This is a genomic window from Mucilaginibacter rubeus (assembly GCF_014643835.1).
Taxonomy (GTDB): Bacteria; Bacteroidota; Bacteroidia; order Sphingobacteriales; family Sphingobacteriaceae; genus Mucilaginibacter; species Mucilaginibacter rubeus.
On the sequence record NZ_BMKD01000008.1, the window covers coordinates 206,024 to 227,175 of the forward strand.

The following is a 21,152-nucleotide window of genomic DNA, read 5'->3' on the forward strand; positions in this document are numbered from 1 at the left end:
GAAAATGGCAAGTTAGGCATTTTTATGGCCTGTGCCAAAAAATTAAGCGTGTAAATGGTGATTATCACATATAAAAATATCATTTTGACAATATGATTGCCGGGCTCAATTACTACTCAGCACATCATCAACCCAGGCCTTACCCCAGTTCTCTTTTTCCTCTTCGCTCCATACCCAGGGATAAAAGATTCGCTTTTGAAAACGCGGCGGCAAGTACTTTTGCCAGTTAGTGCCGCCTGTTGCCTTAATATCCTCCGGCTCACGATTAAGGTAACGCACCGCAGATTTATAATGTGAAAGCGGCCAGTTTACGTTGACATTGATATCCAGCTGGCGCAATTCGTTACGCAATTCAGGAGTCAGTTCTGATGATGACTCAAATTGTTTAGCCAGCGTATTAAAGTTATGCTTAACAGCGGCCTTGCCCAGTTCAATAAATGTTTTTGAATATTTTTTCTCGAACTGTTTAAGCGTCAAAGTCTTTTTACCGGTGGAAAGTTCGGTAGCGCCAAACTTCCAGTACAGGTATTCAAATTGCGCTTCAATAGTTGCATGCAGCAGTTCCTCACGTTTATCTTTAGCAACCAGGTTTATAAAATCCGTAGCGTAGATCTCGATCATCCGGTACTGCCCGGATTGGAAACCGCTTGCCGGCAGCAACGACATCCTGAATTTCAGGAACTGCTCTTTTTCCATACCATCAACCATGATCTCGAACGAGTGGGTTAAGGCACCAAAATACCTGTTGATCCTTTTTAACCGCGCAGTAAAAAACTCGGCTGTCAGCGGCGCTGCTTCAGCAATTTGCCTGCACTCATGCAGGGCAAGCTTAAAATACAATTCAGTTATCTGGTGATAAATGATAAAGATCTCCTCGTCGGGAAATGGGGTTTTAGGGTTTTGTAAACTAAGCAGGGTATCCAGGTGGATATAATCCCAATAGGTTAAAAAATCTGCATAAAGCAGGCCATCAAGGTATGAGTTCATATCCTGGCCCATAGCTTCGTACTTTTCCTGCAGCTGATTTAACCGGTCTTCAATTTCGGGAGAGAAATGCATACTTCAAAGGTAATAAAATAGTATACTGCTAAAACATATCCGTATTAGGTTGTTATAATGGATACAAGCCTTATAAATATTATTATGAAGATCAGGAAGATACTCATCGGTATTGATGAAAGCGAATTTTCACGTTATGCAGCGGCGTTCGCTTTTGATATAGCCCATACCTATAATGCCGAAGTTGGTTTGGTACACATAGTTGAACCTATTATTGTGCCCACCGATACCCAGGAGGGTTTATTAGGAGGGATGCCATTTGATCCTAATATAAATCTGCCAGGCACAGAATTAGAAACATTGCAAACCGAGCGCTCTGCCGCATTGCTGGATCAGACGGCAAAAGAATGGGGCGGGGGACTGGAAATAGCTCAATTTACCCAGTACGGTTCTACAGCTGAAGGTATTATTGAATGCAGCCAGGAGTTTAATGCCGACCTGATAGTTTTAGGTACCCACCGCCGTACCGGTATCGATAAATTCTTTTTAGGAAACGTTGCCGAGCAGGTGGTCAACAAATCATTGATCCCTGTATTGGTTGTGCCTTATAATGAAGAGAAAAATTAATATAAAAGCCTGAACTTAATGGTATGCTCAATCGCTTTTAACTCGTTCAATACTTCAGTATCATAGCCTGTATTAACATCGGTGATTACATAACCTATTTGCGGGTTGGTAACCAGGAACTCACCCACAATGTTAATATTATGACGGGCAAATACATCATTAATTTTAGCCAGTATCCCCGGTACGTTTTTATGGATGTGAATTAAACGGTGGGCATTGTTAACACGCGGCGGCTGCAGATCGGGAAAGTTACAGCTGGTATGCGTTTTGCCTTCATTCATGAAAGCCATTACCCTTTTTGGCAAAAAGTCGGTACTGTGCGGATTATGCCTTGGGTCGTCAAATATAATGATCCCGTTTTCGGCAGCGGCATCGGCCAGCTTGCGGCTACATTTGCCAAAAATACCAATCACCTTTAACCTGCCTGCATTTTGAACTTGTTCGGCGCTTGGCTGATGTTCTTCGTCACAAAATAACACACCGGCTTCCTCAAGATATTTTTCTTCAACATCGTCGCGGTGGCGCATGTTGTAGCCCTCTTTTTTGAGCTGGTCCAGTGCATCCTCATCCACATTGCCCACAACCAAACATTTAATACGGTTTTTAGGGTAGGAGATGGCACGCGGCAGTTTATTCAGATAGAGGAACTCGTCAAAGCTTGGGGTAATATGGTCGGCCTTTTCGGCTACTGATTTACGTTCGATGTTTTCGGTAAAAGCGAAGAACTTTTTGATCATACCCGATTCCTTTAGCTGGAAATCAGAATAACCATCACCGATACCATAGATATCGCCCGGTAACTGAAGCTCTTTCAGCAGCTTTACCTTGCCACCTTCCTGCGAAAGCGGGTTTTCACGATCGTAACCTATAATATTGCCTTCCTCGTCAAACACGAAAGTGTTGGCGTAGATATTTTCTTTTTTAATGTGGTACTCGGTTACTACCGGTGTAATGAACTCTTTGAACCCACCGGATACGATCAACACCTCGTCCTGGTGATTTTTAAAGAAGATAGTATTCCGCGAAAAAGAAGTAGAAACTTTCTTTTTAAGATGGCTGATCAGTTGCTTTAAATGATCGCGGTTAGCATTTAGCAATTTCACCCTGCGCTCTAAACTTTCGGTAAACGACAGCTTACCTTCCATCGAGGCATTGGTCAAATCTTCTATCTGTTTGTAGATATCTTCGCGGTCGGGGCGATTTTTGAGAGAGATCCGGGCCAGTTCATCAAGGGCCTCAACCTGTGTAAAGGTACTATCGAAATCAATAATAAAGTACTGTTCCATCTTGGCTGCAAAGGTGCGAAAAAATTTGATGAGGAAGTATAGGGAGTTTGTAGTTTAATTAAAATAACCTTTTTTTGGTAACTCCATCATTAATTGATATATTTGATAACGTTCAAACAGTTTTAAAGCAAAAACAATGAAAAAATCAATAACATTTAATAAACCTTAGCAATGCAGGTAATTATTGAAGATCACTTTCTGGGTGAAGTGGCCAATTACAATAAAGTAACCGGAAAATCACCTTTTCCGGACCAAGTGATCAAAGCTTTTAGAAAACGACTGTATCAAATCAAACAGGCAAAAAGCACTGCTGATTTGAGGATGATTAAAAGCTTACATTTTGAAAAACTAAAAGGAAAGAAATATGATGGAAAGTATTCAATACGATTGAATATATCTTACCGTTTAATATTTCGGATTGAAAACAACGAGATCAGCAGGTTAGAGATCATTTGCATTGAAGAGATCAATAACCACTACTCATAAACCCGGGCCAGGAGCCCTTTATACTTATTATGAATAATCAGGTATTAGATCATAATGGTAAGGAAATTGAAATAGAAGCATTTCATCCGGGCGAATTTTTGCAGGAAGAAATTGAAGAAAGGGCTATCCTTAAAAAGGATGTAGCTAAGGCCCTCCATATTTTGCCGCACCATTTAAGCGAGATATTTGCAGGCAAAAGAAATATTTCTGCAAAGCTTGCTGTAAGGCTTGAAAAGTTCTTGGGCATCAGTTCCCATTACTGGTTAGGATTACAAATGGAATATGATTTATTTATTGCCAGAGCAGAAGAGTTATCGGTTTAACCTCTAATTACTTTAATGCCTCACATATCTCAGTAATCGTTTTGCTGATCGGTTTAAACTCAAAGCCAATGGCCTTTTTAATTTTTGAATTATCAAACTCGCGGGTTAAGGAAGCAGCCTGGGCTGATGTTTTGTCGATGGCCGGATCTCCGCCGGTTATAGCCGAAACAAAAGCAGCCCCGCGCCAGGCCAGTTCCATCATCCATGGTTTAGCGTAAATAGTAGGTGGTTTAATGCCAAAACCATTTGCTATCTCGGTAACCATACCTTTATAGTCCCGGTTTTCGGCGCTGATGATATAACGCTCGGCCGTAATATCGCTATTCATTAAACCCACCATGCATTTGGCAACATCTTCTACATCAACAAAACCTATAGTGCCCGAAGTGTAAAATTTTAGCCCCTTACGTACCGTATTGAATAAAGCGCCGCTGCCCTGGGTGCCGGCACTCGCGCCAATTATCAACGAGGGGTTAACAATAACAGCGTCCAAACCCTCGGCAATACCACGCCAAACCTCCATCTCGCTTTCCAATTTGGATATGGCATAGCCATCATTTTCTGTTGACTGCTCCAGGTGGTGGTTTTCGGTAATTAACTCCCCTGGTTTTGCGGCGCCAATAGCAGCTATTGAACTTACATGTACCATCCTTATGCCACGCTCATTGCAAAGGTTAACCAAATTGGCAGTCCCGGTAACATTGGTATTGATCATCGGCTTTTTATCTGCCTGCTTTAATGATACCCAGGCGGCACAATGGTAAACTTGGGTAATACCGTCGAGCGCGTCGGCCAACGCAAAAATATCCATCATATCAGCGTCAACCCAGTCGATGTTTTGCTGATAAGGCAACAGTAACTTTGGAATAACTGAACTTTCCCTTTTGGTGCAGCGGATTCGCTGCCCGGTAGTGGTAACCAATAGTTTTGCCAGTTCGGCCCCGAGAAAACCAGTTGCGCCTGTTATTAAGATCATGATGCAAATGTGATTATTTTTTATCTCAAAGCAGAAAGCCTAAGGCCTAAAGCTTTCTTTTTTAAACTTAAGCAAAATGGTAAGAAAAGCTTTCTGCTTTTAGCCTTAAGCTTTAGGCTAAAAAATCTGCACATTTGCACATCTGAAATCTGCACATTAAATAATTATGTCATTAGCTGATTTTTTTACGCCGATTGATCTTAAAAAGATAGCTCCTAAAAAAGGCTATTATACCAGCCAGCTTGGCGATAAAATTGTGCATTACTCTATCGATTTCCCTGATCTGCAGGAGAAAACGGATATTGCCATTATCGGTGTTATGGATGATCGTAACGCGGTTGGCAACTCCGGTTGCTCGCTTGCGCCCGATTATATCCGTGAAAAACTTTACCAGCTAAATGAAGGGGGGTATAGTGTAAAAATTGCCGATCTCGGAAATATCCGTGCCGGCGAAAAAGTTACCGACACCTACTTTGCCGTTAAAACTGTAGTGGCCGAACTGATCAAAAAAGATATCATCCCGGTTATTTTAGGCGGGGGACAGGATCTTACTTACGCCCAGTACCTGGGTTATGAGGAGCTTGAACAGAAAGTTGACCTGGTGGTAATCGATTCGCATTTTGATTTGGATGAAGATAATCACGGCGAAAGCATTGAAACTACTTCTGCTTCCTATCTCAACAAAATATTCCTGCATGATCCAAATTACCTGTTTAACTTCAGCAACCTTGGCTATCAAACCTATTTTGTAAGCCAGGACAGCCTCCGGGTAATGGATAAGCTTTATTTTGATGTACACCGCTTAGGCGAACTGAGCGGCAATATTGCTGTTACCGAACCTGCCATCCGCAATGCCAGCATGGTAAGTTTCGATATCGGCGCAATTCGCGCTGCCGATGCCATGGGGAATGCCAATGCCACGCCAAATGGTTTTTATGGCGAAGAAGCCTGCCAGCTCTGTCGTTACGCGGGCTTTAATGATAAACTTACCTCGATAGGTTTTTATGAATTTAATCCGGCTTATGACAGTAACGGGCAAACCGCCTGGCAACTGGCGCAAATGATCTGGTATTTTATTGACGGTTTTTATAACCGTAAGCGCGATTTTCCACTTAACCCTAAATCACAATACCTTATTTATAAAACCAGCTTAACCCACGACGACCAGGAAGTAATATTTGTAAAAAGTAAAAAATCCGACCGTTGGTGGATGCAGGTGCCCTACCCGTCGGCAGGTTCGCCTAATGAGCGTTTTCATTTGGTACCCTGCAGCTATGCCGACTATAAAACGGCAACATCAGGCGAATTGCCGGACCTTTGGTGGCGTACCTATCAAAAATTAAACTGATATTCACAATTTTAACACTTGCTTAAACGTTAGCAGCGTAGAGTTTTATATATTCTAATGAAGAAATTATTTTTTTACATAGCCGCCATGCTGCCGGTAACGGCGCTTGCACAGGCTACAGACACCTTTGTTATTAATGGTAAATTAGGCAATGTCACCACACCTGCCAAAGTATATTTATCGTACCAACTGGGTGCTAATAATGTTACCGATTCGGCCAATGTGGTTAACGGGGCATTTTCATTTACCGGCACTATCTTTAACCCCGTTAATGCCACATTAGCCGTTAACTACAAGGGCTTACCCCTCGAAAAATTTATCGACGGCAACTATAAATATGCCGATAACGGCAGCCTGATTTCAAAGACGGCCGACGACATAGATTTTTTCCTGGAAAAAGGGACCATCACCATCACCAGCAAAGATTCGATAGATAAAGCGCAGATCACAGGTTCGCAACTTAATACAGATAATGTAAAACTCCAGGCACAGTTAAAAGCCATCAATCAAAAAGGCGAAAAGCTAATGGCCGACGCCAAGGCAGCAACGCCGGAGCAGCAAAAATCGGCAGCTTTCAGGAGTGCCATGCAGGCAAGGTATAAAGCCCTGCAAACAGAGCAAAAGACAACTTTAAAAAGCTTTATTGCAGCCAACCCTGATAGTTATTTAAGTTTACTTGCACTAACCTCGGTAAGCGGTCCTGCTCCTGACCTTAGCGAGGTTGAGCCATTATACAATTCGTTATCTCAAAAAATCAAAGATACCGAAGCCGGTAAAATGATGAAGGTGCAGCTCGACGCCCTAAAAGTTACGGCTATCGGCTCCGAAGCTCCTGATTTTATACAAAACGACGTTAACGGAACTCCTGTAAAGCTATCGTCGTTCAGGGGCAAGTATGTATTACTTGATTTTTGGGCATCATGGTGCGGTCCCTGTCGTCAGGAAAACCCGAACGTGGTACGTAACTATGCAAGGTTCAAAAACAAAAACTTTACCGTAGTTGGGGTTTCGTTGGATAGGCCCGACGGCAAATCGGCGTGGCTTGCTGCCATTAAAAGCGACGGATTGGAATGGACGCAATTATCTGATCTTAAATTCTGGAACAACCAGGCTGCGGCTTTGTACTCGGTAACATCTATCCCTCAAAACTTCCTGATCGATCCTCAGGGAAAAATCATTGCAAAAAACCTCCGTGGCGAAGATCTTGATGCCAAACTGGAACAGTTATTTGGAAAATATAATTAATTGATACTAAGGCCCTGCCTGGGCGATATTAATTAATATGTCATATTCACCGTTGAATTAGCCGGATATTTAATACCCGGCTAATTTTATTATATTGCGATATGAACTTGACCTCAATTAAAAAAATAGCTTTAACAGCAATTGCAAGCGCCCCTGCTTTAGCTTTTGCCCAGGATGCCCAATATACTGTGCAAGGTAAAATTGGCGCCTATAACGCACCGGCGAAAGTCTATGTGCAATATCGTAAAGATGGAAAAACGGTTGTCGATTCGGCAGTATTGAACGAAGGAGCCTTTAAATTTACCGGTAAAACAAGCACAACAACACCTGTAAGCGGTTATATTTTGTTTAACCCCAAAGGTACCGGCCTGCATAGCTCAGAAGATTATCGTTCCATTTACCTTGAACCAGGTACCATCAACGTAAGCGCAACTGATAAAATTGCCGATGCCAAAATAGAAGGCACCAAAACCAATAACGATAACGAAAAATATAACCTGGCCGAAAAACCGATTAATGATGCCTATGAGGCGCTTTCGGCAAAACGTAAAACCGCCACGCCGGACCAACTTGCCGAACTAAATGCTGAGGAAAAAAAGATCGACGACCAGGATGCGCAGCTAAATAAAAAGTTTATTCAGGAAAACCCCGATTCATATGTAAGCCTTAACGCGCTTGAATCATATGCCTACAGTGCCGATTACGTTGATATTGCCCCATTGTTTAACAGCTTCAGTCCTGCTATTAAAGCAACCGAAGCAGGCAAGAAATTTGCCGAACGCCTGCCAAAATTAAAAGCTGTGGCATTAGGTGCAACCGCACCCGAATTTGCCGAAGCTGATACTGCCGGTAAAATGGTTAGCCTGTCATCATTTCGTGGTAAATATGTACTGATAGATTTCTGGGCATCATGGTGCGGCCCTTGCCGTCGTGAAAACCCTAATGTGGTAAAGGCTTACAATGCTTATAAAGGCAAAAACTTCACCATACTTGGCGTGTCGCTCGACAGGCCGAATGCGAAAGATAAATGGCTGGCAGCTATCCACAAAGATGGTCTTACCTGGAATCATGTATCCGACCTTAAATTCTGGGACAGTAAAGCTGCCGATCTGTATGCGGTACGCGGAATCCCTCAAAACTTTTTATTAGATCCTAACGGAAAGATCATCGGTAAAAACCTAAGGGGCGAAGATCTGCAAAACAAGCTTGCCGAGATCTTTGGGAAAATTTAATAATACCAAATCATTGATCAAAGGAAAGAGGCTAATAGCCGCTTTCCTTTGATTTTTGCACCAATCAGTTGAGATTTGGTTTGCACTTTATATGTTCCCTATCGCGCCAGCACCTTTGGTGAAATAGTTATCCCTGTTGAATCGTCCCAGTGAAAAATGATCTGTGTTGCGGTCACTTCCATACTGCCCTCGTAGTCCGTGTTAATATCCTGGCCAAAGCCTGCATAAAACTTATAAACACCTTCCTTTAATACGGGTTGATAAAATGCATAATTATTATGTGCTGTCAATATGGCTGTACCAGTACAAGCGGTATTGTCCAGACTTTTTATAACAGCACCGGTGAAATTTATATAATACTTATCATGTAAAGGAAATGGTACAAAAAGGCTATAGGTAAACATAAAGTTGGTGCAATATTTTTTTTTGGTGCTTATGGTAAATGCAAGGTATGCCGAATCAGACTTGGCGCTTTTTACATACTGCGGCACAAAGGTGATCGAATCACTTTTATCGAACGGAATAAAATACACAGGAGGCGCATATACAGAATCGATAACAGTTATAACTATGCTTTTCGAAGTAATATCGCTATTTTTCGCGCTGATGGTATAATTTCCGGCTTTGGTGAACTTTATCCGGGCAGCATTTTTTGCAGTGCGAATGGTATCAAAACCTGAAGGGGCTACCATCCAGGTAACCTCCTTGTTATCTGCTCCCACCAGCAGCATCGAGTCCGGCTCGTTTATTTTTACCTTTAATTTACTAACGGCAATTTCTCCCTCAGGAGCGTTAGGCTCGCCATTCTTTTGGCACGAGGATACTACACAAAAGCACAATGCAAGTATAGCAAGGTAAAATAATAACTTTCTCATTATAAGGGATATGAATGAACGAATTTAAAAAAATAACTATAATTGGGATTAATAAATTTTGAGAGAAAGGGCCTTTTCAGTATTGTTCCGCTCTATTCTGACAAATCTGCAATACATGTGTAATATAGTTGCAGCGTGATGATCAGATGTCCGGAAAGAAAAAGTTAGCAACATCAAGATATTTACAAGTGGGCGATATCCTTTTACAAGTATAAAAACTATTTTTGAGGGTCATCCCTGATTGTCAATCTATGCTAAAACGCTTTACTCTTATAACTCTTATACTTGCTGCTTTTACTGCAACTCACGCACAAAATAAGATCAAACCTAAGAGAGACACCACCGAACTTAAACCGGTGATCATCAAAGGTTACCTGAGCGACCAGCCTGTGATAAGTGTACCGGCGTCGGTAAGTGTGCTTAATGCAGCCCAGCTCAGGATCCAGCCTGATAATTCATTTGTAAATGCCTTAAATACGGTTCCGGGAGTACGTACCGAGGAGCGTTCGCCGGGCAGCTATCGTTTATCCATCAGGGGCAGTTTATTACGTTCGCCTTTTGGCGTGAGGGACGTAAAGATCTATTTTGACGATATCCCGCTTACCGACGCCGGCGGCAACAGTTATTTAAATACTATTGATATTGCTTCGATACAAAAGGTTGAAATATTAAAAGGGCCGGATGGCAGCTTATTTGGGGCTAACTCGGGCGGTGTCGTGATTCTTAGTCCGCTTAACCGTTATAACGACAGCACCTATATTTCGGCGGGGGTAAACGGTGGTTCGTACGGGTTGTTTCATGAAAAGGCAGCAGTGCAATTAAAAACTACCAATTACCTGCTCGACATTAACCAAAGTTTTCAAACCTATCATGGCTACAGGCAAAACAGCGATACCCATCGCAACTACCTGCAACTGGCCGATAGCTGGAATTACAGCGGTAAAAACACACTAAAAGCATTGGGGATTTATTCGGATCTTGCCTATCAAACACCGGGTGGCTTAAACCTGGCCCAGTATACCGCCAATCCGCGATTAGCCCGCCAGCCTACGGCAACTTTGCCGGGGGCTATTCAGCAACGGATAGGTATTACTACCAAGATGTATTTAGGCGGCCTAACCAACGAATATCATTTTAACGACCACATTCGCAATGTACTGGCTGTGTTTGGCAATCACGTTGATTTCGCCAATCCGTTCATTACTAATTATGAGCAACGCAGTGAAAATACCTATGGTTTCCGTACTTATTTTGAACTAACCGGCGATAAGAAACCCAATTTAGACTGGAAAGTTGATCTCGGTTTTGAATGGCAGCAAACCAACTCGCACATTGCCAACTATGGCAATAAGAAGGGGGTAAAAGATACCGCCCAAACCATTGATGATATCCACACCAACCAGCATTTTGTATTTGCCCGTTATGCTGCTGATGTGTACAAACGCCTGCATATAGAGGCCGCGGTAAGCTTAAATGATTATGGTTATGACTTCAAAAACCTGTATCCGCTTAATCAAAACAACTTTACTAACCGCAACTTTAGCGCACAGCTAATGCCGCGGCTGGCTTTGTCATACCAGATCATTAATCCCTTTGCATGGCGGGCAAGCGTAAGCCGCGGTTACTCGAGCCCTACCACTGCCGAGGTGCGGCCAACCGATAACATTGTAAACACCAGCCTGCAAGCCCAATACGGCTGGAACTACGAAACCGGGTTCCGCCTGCGCAACAGCGATGAAACTTTTATGCTTGATGCATCAGTTTATTATTATCGTTTAAATAATGCCATAGTACGTCGCCTTAATGCCAATGAAACCGAGCATTACGTCAACGCGGGTGGTACTAACCAGTTAGGCACCGAAGCGTCATTATACTATTGGATTATTCGCCCAAACAGGTATAACTTCATCCGTGGGCTACAACTCAACGAATCTTTTACGTACAGTCATTTCCGGTTTAGGGATTATATGGTTACCAATGCCAATTATTCGGGTAACAGGCTAACGGGCGTGCCTAAAAACGTATTTGTAAGCAGCGTACAGATCAGGTTTCCGGAAAGTATTGCATTATTTGTTCAGCATACCTTTACTTCAAAAATTCCGCTGAACGATGCAAGCAACGTATATGCGCCAAAATATAACCTGTTGCAGTCCCGCGTTAGCTATCAGCCAACCATTGGCCGTAAAAATCGTTTTGAAATATTTGCTGCCGCGGATAATTTACTGAATCAGAAATATAGCCTTGGTAATGATTTGAATGCTGTAGGTAACCGATATTATAATGCGGCTCCGCTGAGGAATTACTCGGTTGGGATGAATTTTATGTATTAGATGGTTAATAGTTGATGGTTCATAGATCATAGTAATCGCGGACTACGCTCGCCTTAATCAATAAAAACCCGGAAGGTAAAACCATGTCATTGCGAGGAACGAAGCAATCGCACGGAAGCAGAGCGGCTCTGTAATGTATGCGATTGCTTCGTCGTTCCTCCTCAATGACATGATTTTAATATGAACCCGGCGATTGTTATTAAAAAAAGGCCGGTTTTGCTTCGCAAAACACGGCCTTTTTTAAAGCTTGCAAACTGCAAACTGAATTACGGATTCAAATTGTTATTACCTCCTTCAGCTATATTGCTTCCCCTGCCTTTCGGATCAAAAGCGCGGAATTTGATAACGCCGCCATTGTAGTTAACAGGGCCAGTGTAAACCTTACTGCCAGCGTCAGGATCTTTACCATTGGTTGTATACCGGATAGTTAAACCCGGGAACTCCACATTGCTCAAGTATTTACCATCCTGCAGGCTGATCCCTGGCTTAGGCACACGATAATCGTAGCCACCGTTGTAATAGGATAAACGTGGCAGTTCTCGTTTGCCCAACACATTCAAAAAGTTTGACCAGGCTACCTGGTATGCCTCTTTACTTTTTACAGGGTCTTTTTCGGTGGCCCATGCCGGGTCTTGCGCCCAGGCACGTTCGGCCAGGCCAAGTAGTCGAGGGAAAATCATGTAATCCATTCTTTCGGGGCCTTTCACTGTTTCGGCCCATAAGGCACCTTGCAAGCCTACTATATTGCTTTTGCCATAATCGGTAAGGCGTTGCTTGCCGATGAAGATATTCCTGTTAATTGGATTGCCTTGCTTATCAACGTCAGCATTTTTAAAATAGTCGTATGGGATAAACGAGAAAAATTTATCAATGCCCAAAAACGCGCCCCAGTAATAGCCCGGCTCATCAAATGATTTGTAGTTGGCCATATCAAAATACAGGTTAGTAACGCAGGTTAGCACAACCTTGTAACCACCATTAGCCAAACGGTAAGCCAAATCTTCCTGCCCTCCGCCTAATACGTTGTTCCAAACATCAACCTGTAGGTGTTCTTTTGTAAAATCCGGATTTGGTACGTAAGCCGGCTGACCGTCGAGCGTAGTTTTACGAAGCGCCATTTCTTCCCAACCTGAAAGACGAATGCCTTTCGCCTTAAGGATCTCATTAACGCGACCGTAAAAGTAATACCACAGATCATTGGTGCTTTGTATTTCGGGATGTGCAGCTTTAAGCGCCGCATAAGCCGGCGATTTTTCCCATACATTGGCCGGAACCTCATCGCCACCAAAATGAATTGTTGATAACGGCGCTTCGGCTTCTTTATAAGTGCTGATGAGGTCATTTACAACAGTCTCCACAAAGTTATAGGTTGAAGGGAGCGATACATCAATCACGTTATCGTTCCAGTATTGTACCGAGCGATACTCAGATTTATCATTCAGGTCATACAGTAAATACTTTTCTGCTTCTGCCTTTTTGCCTTCGGCTATCAGGCGGTCATAGCGGGCGTTCATTGCCTTGATAGCTCCACGGGCATGACCGGGTGTTTCAATTTCAGGGACTACGGTGATATGGCGATCATTGGCGTATTTCAGGATCTCGATATAATCTGCTTTCGTATAATAGCCGGTGCCAAAAGGGTTATTAACCTCCGGGCCAGAGCCGTGCGACGGTGGCAGGTGGCGTTTGCTATCAAGGGTATGCCCGCGTTTCGAGCTGACAGCAGTAAGCTCAGGCAGCGCAGGAATCTCTATTCTCCATCCCTCATCATCCGTTAAATGCAGGTGCAACACATTAAGCTTGTACAGGCTCATCGCTTCGAGCAGTTTCAATACCTGCTGTTTTGACTGGAAGTTACGGGCTATATCAAGCATTACGGCACGATACGCAAAACGAGGGGCATCGGTAACTTCAACGCATGGAATTTGTACCGATGATGGCGTTTTAGCTAAAGCGCTCGCCGGGATCAGGCTTTTGAATGATTGAATACCATAATAGATGCCGGTATTTGCAGATGCGCGGATAACCACAGTGGTTGGTTTTACACTTAGCTCGTAAGCTTCATTGCCCAAACCGGCTTTGTATTCAAATGAAATAACTTTACCCGGTTTTCCTGTTTCCTTTTTTCCGAAGATGCCGCCAATGTAATTACGTAAAACAGCTGCTTCTTTGCTGAACCGCGCATCGGCAGATGAAACCTGAACACCTGCAGTGAACGAAAAACTGCCGCTGTTTAGGCTATAACTTACCGGTGTAGGGAAAACTTTCACCAATTGATCGGCAGGAATATCGCTAACCGTCTTGTTCCTGTCGAAAACAATTTCGGGTGTTATCAACCCCTGGTAAGTTGGTTTGTACGGCGTAATGTCATACGAGCCGAAAGAATAGCCTTTTTCAGGGGCGTTATCCCAAACAAGGTATGGCCCTTCAGGTGCATCGGTAATGTTTACCACAGGATCATCGCACACAAATTCAATGCGGGAGGTTTCGCCGGGTTTCAGGTCTTTGAAGCCGGATGTTGGGGTTATGCTGTATAAGTCGCCGTTAACCTGTTCAATCAGGGCGTTATTGCTAACGGCCGTTTTGGTAAAACCGCGCCCGGAATTAAAGTAGATCTTCCATCCCACCGCAGGCAAAACCTCATGACTTTTATTGGTTATCACCAGTGCAGTGAGCGCTTCATTTTTATTTTGATAGTTATTATCCATTACCTGCCAGGTGAGGTGCAGGTTGGTTACGTTCGGTTTTTTATCATCACTAATTTTAAAACCGCTGCATACAAAAACCGCGGCGATAACCACCAGCGTAAAAATTTTGTTCATAATTGATCCTGTGCCTGGGAGATAGCAGACAGGTAAATATATTACTTTTTAAATTATTTTAATAAGTATTTTAAAGAAGTCGTTAGTCTAAAGTATTAAGTCTTAAGTTAGATTTAGTATAGCTCTGTTAACTATTCTTATTTCATTTCGACTTAAGACTTCTGACTTAAGACTTATAAAGAAAACTTAATCCACCCCTCACCCTCATATCCGAATATAAATTGTTTAGGGCGGATGATTTCGGCCAGGATCTCAATAGAATCTACAATCCTCGGGCCGGGACGATTGAAATATTGGTTGCCATCGGCAATATAAAACCTGTCGTTTTTTACCGCTTTGAGGGATGCAAAACCCGGGCGGTCCAAAAGGAGGTTAATCTCCCGCATAGTACGTTCAATGCTGAACCCGCAAGGCATCACCACAATAATTTCCGGGTCCTGCTGCAGGATCTCATCCCACTCAATATAAGGCGAGTGCTTACCTTCCTGTGCCAAAACGGGCGTTCCGCCTGCTATGTCTACCAGGCCTGGTACCCAGTTGCCGGAAATCATTAAAGGTTCAAGCCACTCAATGCAGGCAACCGTAGGTTTACTGTCGATAAACTTCAGCTTGTGCTTGATGATATCAACGCGTTCCTGCAAACTCTCGATTAATTCGGCACCGGCTTGCTGTGCATTTAGCCCGTTGGCAACGTTGGCAATGTCATTAAAAATATCATCGAGGCTATTGGGTTGCAGCGATATAATTTGTGCCTGTTTATCCAGGTAGTTTTCAAGCGCCTCTTCAACATCTTTTAACGATACTGCGCAAACCTCGCACTGGGCCTGGGTTACCACGACGTCCGGTGCAAGGGTTTTAATTTGTTCGCGCTTTACGGTATAAACCGATAGTGCATCGGCCAGGATCTCTTTCACTTTTATATCAATATCGGCGCTGCTTAAACCATCCGGAAAATTAGCTTCAGTACATATGGGTAATTCTTTAACAGATGCCGGAAAATCGCACTCATGCGAACGGCCTACCAGGTTTTTCTCTAATCCTAAAGCACAAATTATCTCGGTAGCGGCCGGCAGTAATGAAACTATTTTTTCAGTTGGCATGTTAACACGTTTAAAGTTTGCAAATGTAAGGAAGATTCTGAACCGGGATTAAACGGATTTGTCAGATTATTGGATTCTAATGCAGATATCCGGGTAATCCCCAAATCCTATAAATCATGGTTCAGACATTATTTGCCAACTCCAATTAACAACCTATCTTTGCTGCGATGATATTTCTAACATTTTTCATCGGGATCATAGCCAACTTTATAGGCTATATTCCCCCCGGCAACATAAACCTAACTTTAGTACAGATCACTATAAACCGTGGCATTAAGGAAGCTGTACGCTTTATAACCGCTTTTTCGGCTGTTGAATTTTTCTTTACTTATTTCATCATGCATGCTGCCCGCTGGCTTTCTGGGCAATTGCAACTTAATACAGTTATCGACTGGATAATGGTAGTGCTGTTCGGCGTTATGGGATACATCACCTGGATCCATCGTAACAAGCCGCCTAAAGCCAATTACTCCGAACATGCCAGTATCAAATATGGTATTTTATTAGGCTTTTTAAACCCCATGCAGGTGCCCTTCTGGATGGTAACCGGCACATACCTTATTACGCATGAATGGATCCTTGACGGTAGGGTAGCCCTTGTTATTTTTAGCCTGGGCTCGGCGGCAGGTGCTTTTTTATGCCTGTTTATCTATGCCAAATTCGCTAAATACATACAGGAAAGATTTGCGTTAAGCACCAGGCTTATCAATACCAGCATAGCTATATTATTTTTCGCTTTCGCGATGTATCATATTGTGAAACAGATCTACTTGTCGTTTTTTAAGCATTAAAACCTTGATTTTCTTGATTTAGGGATTGCCTGATGCGGTGCGTAAGCTGCCAATCCATATTGAATTCAAGGTAATCCTTAAATCAAGCAAATCATGGTTCAATTCATGACTTTCAGCACATCTACCTTATCCTGGGCCAACTGAACTTTCAACTCATCAAGCGATGAAAACTTAACATCCCCCCGTATGTAGTGGTGAAACTCCATCCGGATAGTTTGATTATAGATCTCTTCGCCAAAGTCAAAGATATTTACCTCGATGTTGCGTGTAAGGCCATTAACCGTTGGGCGGCTACCGATGTAGGCCATCCCTTTATATTTCTGATCAGCTATAATTACTGTTACTGCAAAAATACCATCGCATGGAATAAGCTTATATTTTTCTTCAACCACGATATTGGCTGTCGGATAACCAAGCTGACGGCCGATCTGATCGCCGCGGACAACCTTTCCGGTAATAAAGAAAGGATAGCCTAAAAAGGCGTTAGCCAAATGAATATCGCCGCTTAACAGGGCGTTACGGATGCGGGTTGAGCTGATGGCCACCTCGTTGATGTCCTGTTCGGGAATTTCTACCACATCAAAACCATACACAGGGCTAAGGCGCTGCAGATCTTCAAAGCCGCCCTGCCTGTCTTTACCGAAGCGATGGTCATAGCCTATTACTATTTTTTTTGTACCAATTTTATTAACCAGCACATCACGGATATAGCTCTCGGCAGATTGATTGGAGAAATCTCTTGAAAAAGGGGTTATAATGAGATGGTCAACCCCGATGCGTTCCAGTAGTTCGGCCTTTTCGGCAATGGTGGTTATCAGTTTCAGGCTTTCATCTTCCGGGTGCAGGATCATACGCGGGTGCGGAAAAAAAGTAAGGATCACCGTTTCGCCTCCTGTACTTTCGGCCAGCTCCTTAATGCCTGAGATAATTTTACGGTGCCCTAAGTGTACCCCATCAAATGTACCGATGGTGACTACTGCATTGTTTACCGCTGTAAATTCGTCGATATTATTGTAAACCCTCATTTATGAGTAAAACACAAAGTTAATTTTTAGTTGATGGGATTAAAAACCGGAGTGTTTGAGCTTTGTAAATTTCCTTTACCGCGCTGTACGTACATCTGATACTTTTAATTCCCTCACGGTATTTACCAGTTCCATCACTTCCCAGGCATCCTCAATTCTGAAGTTACCGCTCCGTGTACGTCTTAGTTTTGAAAGATAAGCCCCGTTTCCTAAAGCCGAGCCAAAATCATTCACCAGCGAACGGATGTAAGTGCCCTTACTGCACACCACTCTGAAATCAACCTCGGGCAGCTCAATACGGGTTAGTTCAAACCCGGTTATAGTGACGTTACGGAGCTTCAGTTCCACATCCTCGCCCCGGCGCGCCTTTTCATATAAACGCTCACCATCAACTTTTATGGCCGAGTGCGCCGGCGGATATTGCTGGATATCGCCAATGAACTGTCTGCAGTTGTTACGCAGCATTTCTTCAGTGAGTTGGCTGATGTCGAAACTTTTGTCCTGTGCCGTTTCCATATCATATGAAGGCGTAGTTGCGCCCAATACCATGGTCCCGGTATATTCCTTTTCTTCGGCCTGGAAAGTATCTATCTGCTTGGTCATTTTACCGGTGCAGATGATCAGCAAGCCGGTAGCCAACGGATCGAGTGTGCCTGCATGGCCAACCTTCAGCTTAAGCGGCTTAAATGAATTGCGGAGTTTGCCAACCACATCAAAGCTTGTCCATTGATACGGTTTATTAACCAGCAGGAGCTGCCCCTCAGCAAATTCCTCTATTTTTGTATACGTGTTCTTCAAATCTTTTATTTACACCGGATCAATTTATCCGATTTTTCGCAAAGGTACGATTTTCGCCCCTATTGCCGGACAAGCTATAAATTACTGCGCCGGATCAATCTCTTTTGATATGAGAATGATCCGGCGCGGCAAAATTAATGTGATATACTTAAATGCTTAAATCGTTTGTAATTGGTGCCCGCTCAAAATTAATCCTATAATAACAGCTCCAATCACAATACGGTACCAGCCGAAAATCTGGAAACCACGGCGCTCAAGAAAAGTAATGAATGTTTTAATAGCCAGCATGGCAACAATAAAAGCAATGATATTACCTATGGCCAGTAATTTAATTTCTTCGCCGGTAAATACGTGCCCTTCTTTATGGAAGTCATATAGTTTTTTTGCAGTTGCGGCAAACATAGTGGGCACTGCCAGGAAGAATGAAAACTCGGCAGCTGCAGTACGGTTTAGTTTTTGCGCCATGCCACCAACAATAGTAGCAGCCGAACGCGATGTACCGGGGATCATGGCTAAACACTGAAAAAAGCCTATTTTAAGTGCCGTTAAATTGCTGATATCCTTTTCTTCTTTAATCACCGGCTTGTTGAACCATTTATCAACAAACAATAAAATAATGCCGCCAACAAACAGGGTAATACCAACGGTGAGCGCGCTCTCCAATAAAGCATCTATCTTTTTGCTAAACAATACGCCAAATACCGCTGCAGGTATAAAAGCGATAAACAGTTTTAAATAAAAATTAACCGATTGCAAGAACCTTCTCCAGTACAGGAACACTACCGATAAGATGGCGCCCAGTTGTATGGCAATAGTAAAAAGCTTAACAAAAGGATCGGCTGCTATGCCCATTACTGATGAAGCAATGATCATGTGCCCGGTTGATGATACAGGTAAAAATTCAGTTATCCCTTCAATAATTGCAAGGATAATAACATGGATTAAATTCATTGGGGTTTTAAGGGGTTGAGGTAGAGATATACGTTATTACAGTAGATATCTTTCACTAAAACATATCTACTGTAAAATTCAGCATGGTTACTGTATTAATTAGCCGAAGGCTTTTTAAGGATAGCGAAGAAACCCAAAGCAAAACCGCCCAAAACTACTATTGGGGCGATAACTATTTTGGTAGTGCTGTAAATGTCAGTTGTGCCCGACATCAGGACAAAACCGAAGGCAACAACCGCCACGCTGATGATCAGCATACGGTAATTGCTTTTATCAAATATAAATTGTACCGGCGCAGTAGCTTTTGCGGCACCGGTAGCTGCCGGCGATGTTGCAGCAGTTGTTTTTACAGGAGCCGCTGGTTTAAATTTTTGTGCCATATATCTTTTAATTACTGAATTATTGAGTTAATGAATTAGTGATTTAAGGCCCGGATCAAAACCTTTCAGCTTTGGCCTTTAACCTCTATCTGTACAGATCGTATATTTTTAAACGTAAAAACTTGTTAACTGCTAAAAAGGTACTGAAGCCTGATATAAAAATACCCAGCCCAACTACAACTAAAAACACGATGCCAAACTCGGTGTAGTTTTGCAAAAATACAAGGTCCGGTACGTTGTCATAAGCAACATATAAAGTACCTATCAGCAGGATAATGGCAATTAACCCGCCTAATAAGCCATGCCAGATCCCGTACAGTAAAAAAGGCTTGCGGATAAACCCTTTTGTAGCCCCAACCAGTTGCATTGACTTGATCAGGAAACGCTGCGAATAAATCGCCAACCTGATGGTATTATTAATCAACGCTACCGAAAGCACTACAAAAATGCCCGCAAATGTAAGGATGATCAAACTAATTGTTGTCACATTCTGGTTCATCTGGTCAACCAATGATTGCTGATATTTAACCTCTTTTATCAATGGATTTTTCAGCAATTCGGCTTTAAACTTTTCGATATCCTTGTTGTTGGCATAATCCGCTTTCAGATAAACATCAACTGACTGCGATAGCGGGTTATAGCCTAAAAACTTTACAAAGTCTTCGCCAAGGTCTTTTTGCAGGTTGCGGGCGGCAAGCTCTTTACTTACGTATTGGGTTTGTTTTACCATTACGTTGCCATCCAACTGCTTTTGAAGTTGCAATACGTCGCTTTCGTGGGCGGCATCATCAACAAAAATATTAAGCACGATGTTTTCTTTAACATAGCTCGAAATATTTTTAGCGTATACCAGTATTAAACCCAGCAGCCCTACCATTAACAGCACCATGGCAATACCAAATACAGTTGAAATGTAGATGGTTTTTGTCTTTTTAGAGGATGCGCTTGCTTCAAATTCTTCCATTTACTCTTGTTAGATGTGAGATATTAGACATGAGATTTGAGATCACTATCCCCCTCAAGTTAATATCATATTTCTGCGAAAATAAGAAACCCTCCCTAAAGGTAAAAGTTTATTGCTTATAAATATGTTTAATAACGCTTTAGCTTAACAGATTTAACATTTATTAACAACAGAACCGGGATTTTGTCAGAACTCGAATTAAACGAATTAATGAATTGCCTTGCATTCGATAAATTCCTTAATTCAAAAGATTCGAGTTCTGACAAAATTCTGATTCAGACAAATTAAACATCGAATTCTGATCTAAACCTGGAGTTAAACAAAGCGCCACCGCTATTGTTATCAATACATGACAAAGCCAGCAAACGAAAAAGATAAACCTTCGCCATCAGATACCCCGACCCACAGGCCAAATGACAACGGGCATAAAAGCAAGGTGCGAAAGGAAGATAAACAATATCATGCCGATAATCCGCATGGAGGTGATATCGCCAAAAAGCATGAGAAAGAAGAACAACCGGTTCATTCGGTGAAGAGTGTACCGAAATAAGCCCCTTCTAAATCTCCCCCGAAAGGGGAGACTTAATTAAGATC

Annotated in this window: 20 protein-coding genes; 9 read left to right on the top strand and 11 right to left on the bottom strand. The window is 42.6% G+C overall.

What is annotated here, in order from left to right; genetic code table 11:
- Window positions 1-105: 105 nt before the first annotated feature.
- Window positions 106-1,059: a tryptophan 2,3-dioxygenase family protein gene (locus IEX80_RS23235; protein WP_188834312.1), complete on the bottom strand. Its 954-nt coding sequence runs from the start codon at window positions 1,057-1,059 to the stop codon at window positions 106-108.
- Window positions 1,060-1,143: 84 nt separating this feature from the next.
- Here IEX80_RS23235 and IEX80_RS23240 point away from each other — a divergent pair, with 84 nt between their 5' ends.
- Window positions 1,144-1,626 carry a universal stress protein gene (locus IEX80_RS23240; protein ID WP_188834313.1) on the top strand — a complete coding sequence of 161 codons (483 nt, stop codon included), beginning with the start codon at window positions 1,144-1,146 and terminating at the stop codon, window positions 1,624-1,626.
- On the opposite strand, the gene IEX80_RS23245 is transcribed toward IEX80_RS23240, so the two are convergent.
- Window positions 1,623-2,912 (bottom strand): HAD-IB family phosphatase, encoded by a 1,290-nt coding sequence (locus IEX80_RS23245; protein ID WP_188834314.1) that lies wholly within the window; start codon window positions 2,910-2,912, stop codon window positions 1,623-1,625. The genes IEX80_RS23240 and IEX80_RS23245 overlap by 4 nt on opposite strands.
- A 171-nt stretch (window positions 2,913-3,083) precedes the next feature.
- On the opposite strand from IEX80_RS23245, the gene IEX80_RS23250 reads away from it, so the two are divergent.
- Both IEX80_RS23250 and IEX80_RS23255 read left to right on the top strand, forming a co-directional pair.
- Complete coding sequence (locus IEX80_RS23250; RefSeq protein ID WP_188834315.1) at window positions 3,084-3,398, top strand: type II toxin-antitoxin system RelE/ParE family toxin; 315 nt, start codon at window positions 3,084-3,086, stop codon at window positions 3,396-3,398.
- 29 nt (window positions 3,399-3,427) lie between these two features.
- Window positions 3,428-3,721, top strand: a complete 294-nt coding sequence (locus IEX80_RS23255; protein ID WP_188834316.1) for a HigA family addiction module antitoxin — start codon at window positions 3,428-3,430, stop codon at window positions 3,719-3,721.
- Between the two features lie 7 nt (window positions 3,722-3,728).
- Here IEX80_RS23255 and IEX80_RS23260 read toward each other — a convergent pair whose 3' ends face one another.
- Entirely contained in the window at window positions 3,729-4,697 is a 969-nt protein-coding gene (locus IEX80_RS23260; RefSeq protein ID WP_188834317.1) for an NAD-dependent epimerase/dehydratase family protein, read from the bottom strand.
- A 166-nt stretch (window positions 4,698-4,863) separates the two neighbouring features.
- Here IEX80_RS23260 and IEX80_RS23265 point away from each other — a divergent pair, with 166 nt between their 5' ends.
- The 3 genes from IEX80_RS23265 (at window position 4,864) to IEX80_RS23275 (ending at window position 8,522) form a co-directional block, all read left to right on the top strand.
- Window positions 4,864-6,045, top strand: coding sequence for a formimidoylglutamase (locus IEX80_RS23265; RefSeq protein ID WP_188834318.1), 1,182 nt, complete (start codon window positions 4,864-4,866; stop codon window positions 6,043-6,045).
- A gap of 57 nt (window positions 6,046-6,102) precedes the next feature.
- A complete protein-coding gene (locus IEX80_RS23270; RefSeq protein WP_090530765.1) occupies window positions 6,103-7,290 on the top strand; it encodes a TlpA disulfide reductase family protein in 1,188 nt (395 codons plus the stop codon).
- 101 nt (window positions 7,291-7,391) lie between these two features.
- Window positions 7,392-8,522 (top strand): TlpA disulfide reductase family protein, encoded by a 1,131-nt coding sequence (locus IEX80_RS23275; protein WP_176625467.1) that lies wholly within the window; start codon window positions 7,392-7,394, stop codon window positions 8,520-8,522.
- A gap of 98 nt (window positions 8,523-8,620) precedes the next feature.
- Here IEX80_RS23275 and IEX80_RS23280 read toward each other — a convergent pair whose 3' ends face one another.
- Window positions 8,621-9,397, bottom strand: coding sequence for a hypothetical protein (locus tag IEX80_RS23280; RefSeq protein WP_176625465.1), 777 nt, complete (start codon window positions 9,395-9,397; stop codon window positions 8,621-8,623).
- A 251-nt stretch (window positions 9,398-9,648) separates the two neighbouring features.
- On the opposite strand from IEX80_RS23280, the gene IEX80_RS23285 reads away from it, so the two are divergent.
- Window positions 9,649-11,727, top strand: a complete 2,079-nt coding sequence (locus tag IEX80_RS23285) for a TonB-dependent receptor (RefSeq protein WP_188834319.1) — start codon at window positions 9,649-9,651, stop codon at window positions 11,725-11,727.
- A gap of 266 nt (window positions 11,728-11,993) precedes the next feature.
- Here the strand turns inward: IEX80_RS23285 and IEX80_RS23290 are convergent, their stop codons facing one another.
- Together IEX80_RS23290 and IEX80_RS23295 are read right to left on the bottom strand one after the other, a co-directional pair.
- On the bottom strand, window positions 11,994-14,549 hold the full coding sequence (locus IEX80_RS23290) for a family 20 glycosylhydrolase (RefSeq protein ID WP_188834320.1): 2,556 nt from the start codon (window positions 14,547-14,549) through the stop codon (window positions 11,994-11,996).
- 173 nt (window positions 14,550-14,722) lie between these two features.
- The gene (locus tag IEX80_RS23295; RefSeq protein ID WP_176625459.1) at window positions 14,723-15,649 is read right to left on the bottom strand and encodes a cobalamin-binding protein; all 927 of its coding nucleotides are present in this window, start codon (window positions 15,647-15,649) and stop codon (window positions 14,723-14,725) included.
- 167 nt (window positions 15,650-15,816) lie between these two features.
- On the opposite strand from IEX80_RS23295, the gene IEX80_RS23300 reads away from it, so the two are divergent.
- Window positions 15,817-16,440, top strand: coding sequence for a LysE family transporter (locus tag IEX80_RS23300; protein WP_090530747.1), 624 nt, complete (start codon window positions 15,817-15,819; stop codon window positions 16,438-16,440).
- 98 nt (window positions 16,441-16,538) lie between these two features.
- On the opposite strand, the gene IEX80_RS23305 is transcribed toward IEX80_RS23300, so the two are convergent.
- The 5 genes from IEX80_RS23305 to IEX80_RS23325 form a co-directional block, all read right to left on the bottom strand.
- Window positions 16,539-17,465: a bifunctional riboflavin kinase/FAD synthetase gene (locus IEX80_RS23305; protein ID WP_188834321.1), complete on the bottom strand. Its 927-nt coding sequence runs from the start codon at window positions 17,463-17,465 to the stop codon at window positions 16,539-16,541.
- A gap of 75 nt (window positions 17,466-17,540) precedes the next feature.
- A complete protein-coding gene (gene truB, locus IEX80_RS23310; protein ID WP_373290422.1) occupies window positions 17,541-18,272 on the bottom strand; it encodes a tRNA pseudouridine(55) synthase TruB in 732 nt (243 codons plus the stop codon).
- Between the two features lie 147 nt (window positions 18,273-18,419).
- Entirely contained in the window at window positions 18,420-19,214 is a 795-nt protein-coding gene (locus IEX80_RS23315; protein WP_176625455.1) for an undecaprenyl-diphosphate phosphatase, read from the bottom strand.
- Window positions 19,215-19,309: 95 nt separating this feature from the next.
- Window positions 19,310-19,594 carry a DUF3098 domain-containing protein gene (locus IEX80_RS23320; RefSeq protein WP_090530735.1) on the bottom strand — a complete coding sequence of 95 codons (285 nt, stop codon included), beginning with the start codon at window positions 19,592-19,594 and terminating at the stop codon, window positions 19,310-19,312.
- Between the two features lie 85 nt (window positions 19,595-19,679).
- Window positions 19,680-20,558, bottom strand: a complete 879-nt coding sequence (locus tag IEX80_RS23325; protein ID WP_091167461.1) for a cell division protein FtsX — start codon at window positions 20,556-20,558, stop codon at window positions 19,680-19,682.
- Window positions 20,559-20,907: 349 nt separating this feature from the next.
- On the opposite strand from IEX80_RS23325, the gene IEX80_RS23330 reads away from it, so the two are divergent.
- Complete coding sequence (locus tag IEX80_RS23330; protein ID WP_091167464.1) at window positions 20,908-21,108, top strand: hypothetical protein; 201 nt, start codon at window positions 20,908-20,910, stop codon at window positions 21,106-21,108.
- Window positions 21,109-21,152: the final 44 nt, after the last annotated feature.